The sequence below is a fragment of the Siccirubricoccus deserti genome (assembly GCF_014283215.1).
Taxonomy (GTDB): domain Bacteria; phylum Pseudomonadota; class Alphaproteobacteria; order Acetobacterales; family Acetobacteraceae; genus Siccirubricoccus; species Siccirubricoccus deserti.
The window spans coordinates 1-2,530 of the sequence record NZ_JACOMF010000176.1 but is presented as its reverse complement, the minus strand read 5'-3'; the positions used below and the strand labels follow the sequence as shown (position 1 = coordinate 2,530).

Below are 2,530 nucleotides of genomic sequence, written 5' to 3'. Positions count from 1 at the left end.
CCACCTTGCCCGCCATCCGGCGCGCACTGCTGGCTCAGCTCGCTGCCGCCATCCGGCTGCGATGTCCCAGATGCCGCGAGTTCATCGACCTACACAAGCGCGAATGAAAGTGCCGAAGTAGTGCTAGTCGCCCGTGAACTACGCGAATTTCACGCGGCCAGGGCTCGCGGCTGGCGGCCCTGTCCGACCTGATGAGCGGAGGTCAGCAGGCTGAGCAGGCACGCCAGGAGCCTGGCCAGCCAGGTCCGCAGCTGTCGGACCTGGCGCTCCGCCTAGCGGCGGCGGCGGGCTGGATCAGCTTCGCGGCCTCGCGCCGAGCCACTCTGGCCACCCGCAGTTAGGACTGGCGCAGCCGGATCCCGTCCCGTCGGGCCAGGCGCGCCAGGATCTCGATGCCACGGTGTAGCAGCTTGCCGTCGGTGGGGTGCGTCACCGCCTTGGGCTGGACCGTGGCGTCGATGGTGATGCGCTGCAGGTGCTTGTCCTCGACGGCGCCGCCGCGCCGTGCCGCGGCCACGCTCTCGGCCAGCAGCACCTCGAGCCGCTCTGCGCCGATGCGCCGGCGCCAGCGCGTCAGCGAGGAGCGATCGAGCGGCAGGGCATGCTGGAAGAAGGTCTCGCCGTAGAACAGCCGCGCATAGGGGCTGTGGAGATAGCGTCCGCAGCCGTTCGGGCGGCTTACGCGGCCTTCGGCCACGGTCCGCCCTCACCGTCGGAGAGCCCGTCCATGTGCTTATGGGATGGCCCGCCCCTTACCCCTGCGGCTGTAAGCTGGCGGAGCAAATCGAGGGATAGGAGCTGATCCGATGCAGATCGCAGTTCTGGGGATCGACTTGGGCAAGAACAGCTGCAGCGTCGTGGGCCTGGACGCCGGCGGGCGGGTGGTCCTGCGGCGACGTTTGAACCGGAACGGGGTCGCCAAGCTCGTGGTGGGGCTACCACACTGCGTGATGGCGATGGAGGCTTGCTGCGGGGCGCATCACCTTGGCCGCAGGCTGAGCGACCAGGGCCACCAGGTCCGGCTGATGTCGCCGGAGTACGTGCGACCCTACGTGAAGGCGCAGAAGAACGACGACCGCGACGCGGAGGCGATCGCCGAGGCGGCCACCCGGCCAACGATGCGGTTTGTCGAGCTGAAAAGCGAGGAGCAGCTCGACATGCAGAGCCTGCATCGCGCTCGTGACCGGCTGGTGGGTGAGCGGACGGCCCTGATCAACCAGTTGCGCGCCTTTCTGCTGGAGCGCGGCATCACCGTCCCTCAGGGGCGGCGCAAGCCGGAGTTGTCTCTCGAGACCTTGCTGGCTGCGGACCAAGCCTTGATCAGTCCCCGAACCCGGCTTCTGATCGAGGATCTACGGGCCGAGTGGCACGAGTTGGACCGCCGTATCCAGGCCTTCGACGAGGAGTTCGCGCATCAAGCCCGCACGGATGAGACGACTCGGCTGCTGAGCACGATCCCGGGCATTGGACCACTGAACGCTACGGCACTGGCTGCCGCGATCGGCCGGGCCGAGACCTTCGGACGTGGTCGGGATCTGGCTGCATGGCTGGGGCTGGTACCGAAGCAAATGACCACGGGAGGCAAGCCGAAGCTGCTGGGTATCAGCAAGCGGGGTAACGTGTACCTGCGCAAGATGCTGATCCATGGCGCCCGTGCTGTCCTGCCGACCCTGTCCAAAAGCGAGACGCGTCTAGGTGAGCAGCTACGTGGCCTTCTGGCTCAGGCCCATGTGAACACATTGATAGTTGCGCTTGCCGCCAAGCTGGCACGGATCGTCTGCGCGGTACTCCGTAGCGGGCAGCAGTTCGAGATCAAGGCTGCGGCGATGTCGTAGCGCACGGGATCGGCTGGTCGCCTCAATCGGCGCGAGCGGCTTTATGAGGTCTGCGGGTGGTAGAAACGAGATGGCCTGACAGTCGACTGGTGTTCTGGAACCCTGCCCTGCTCAATGGCGCTCGATGCCGATGTGCTTATGAGGACCGGGACGCGCGGATCTCCATCTTGACCAGGGCTTGGCCCTGAGACCGGATACGTTGGCGTAGACTGATCAGATCGGGCCGTGAAATCTGCTTGCAGGCGGGGCGGGCCATACGTTGAGCAAGTGCTGGCCGACCATCAGCTGTAAAAGTCGGTACTCGATCTGTCGGATAGCGTCCGATTGGAGCGGGCGAGTGGCCCTCGCCAGTTTGCCACGGCCAAGGAGCGCCGCCGTCAAGCCCCGCAGCCGCGGAGCGGGGCGCCGAGGGCGCCGGTCTTGACGGCGGCGCTCGGCCGAGTGTTGCGCATCGGTGCCATCGACGCCCAAGCCTGTGAGGTGGTCCCCGGATTTCGGACAGGTGGGTAAGCTCGGTTCGCCTGTGAGAAGGACGGACCCGGATGACGGGCAAGCGGATGCGGTATTCGGCGGATTTCAAGGCGAAGGTTGCTTTGGAAGCGCTGCGGGGTGAGTTGACGACGGCGCAGCTGGCGGCCAAGCACGGCATTCACCAGACCATGGTGGGCGAGTGGAAGCGACAGGCCATGGAGGGG

The 2,530-nt window shown here is 66.4% G+C and carries 3 protein-coding genes; 2 read left to right on the top strand and 1 reads right to left on the bottom strand.

Annotated elements, in window-relative coordinates; translation table 11 throughout:
* Nucleotides 1-337: 337 nt before the first annotated feature.
* A complete protein-coding gene (locus tag H7965_RS29490; RefSeq protein WP_229682874.1) occupies nucleotides 338-697 on the bottom strand; it encodes a hypothetical protein in 360 nt (119 codons plus the stop codon).
* A gap of 109 nt (nucleotides 698-806) precedes the next feature.
* On the opposite strand from H7965_RS29490, the gene H7965_RS29485 reads away from it, so the two are divergent.
* Both H7965_RS29485 and H7965_RS29480 read left to right on the top strand, forming a co-directional pair.
* Nucleotides 807-1,835 (top strand): IS110 family RNA-guided transposase, encoded by a 1,029-nt coding sequence (locus H7965_RS29485; protein ID WP_186774045.1) that lies wholly within the window; start codon nucleotides 807-809, stop codon nucleotides 1,833-1,835.
* A 542-nt stretch (nucleotides 1,836-2,377) separates the two neighbouring features.
* Nucleotides 2,378-2,530 (top strand): transposase (locus tag H7965_RS29480; RefSeq protein ID WP_186773799.1); only part of this gene is annotated, 153 nt, incomplete at its 3' end.

Bases quoted from the DNA above. Each gene is read 5' to 3' on its own strand.
- H7965_RS29485 (WP_186774045.1), top strand. From the start codon at position 807: ATGCAGATCGCAGTTCTGGGGATCGACTTGGGCAAGAACAGCTGCAGC.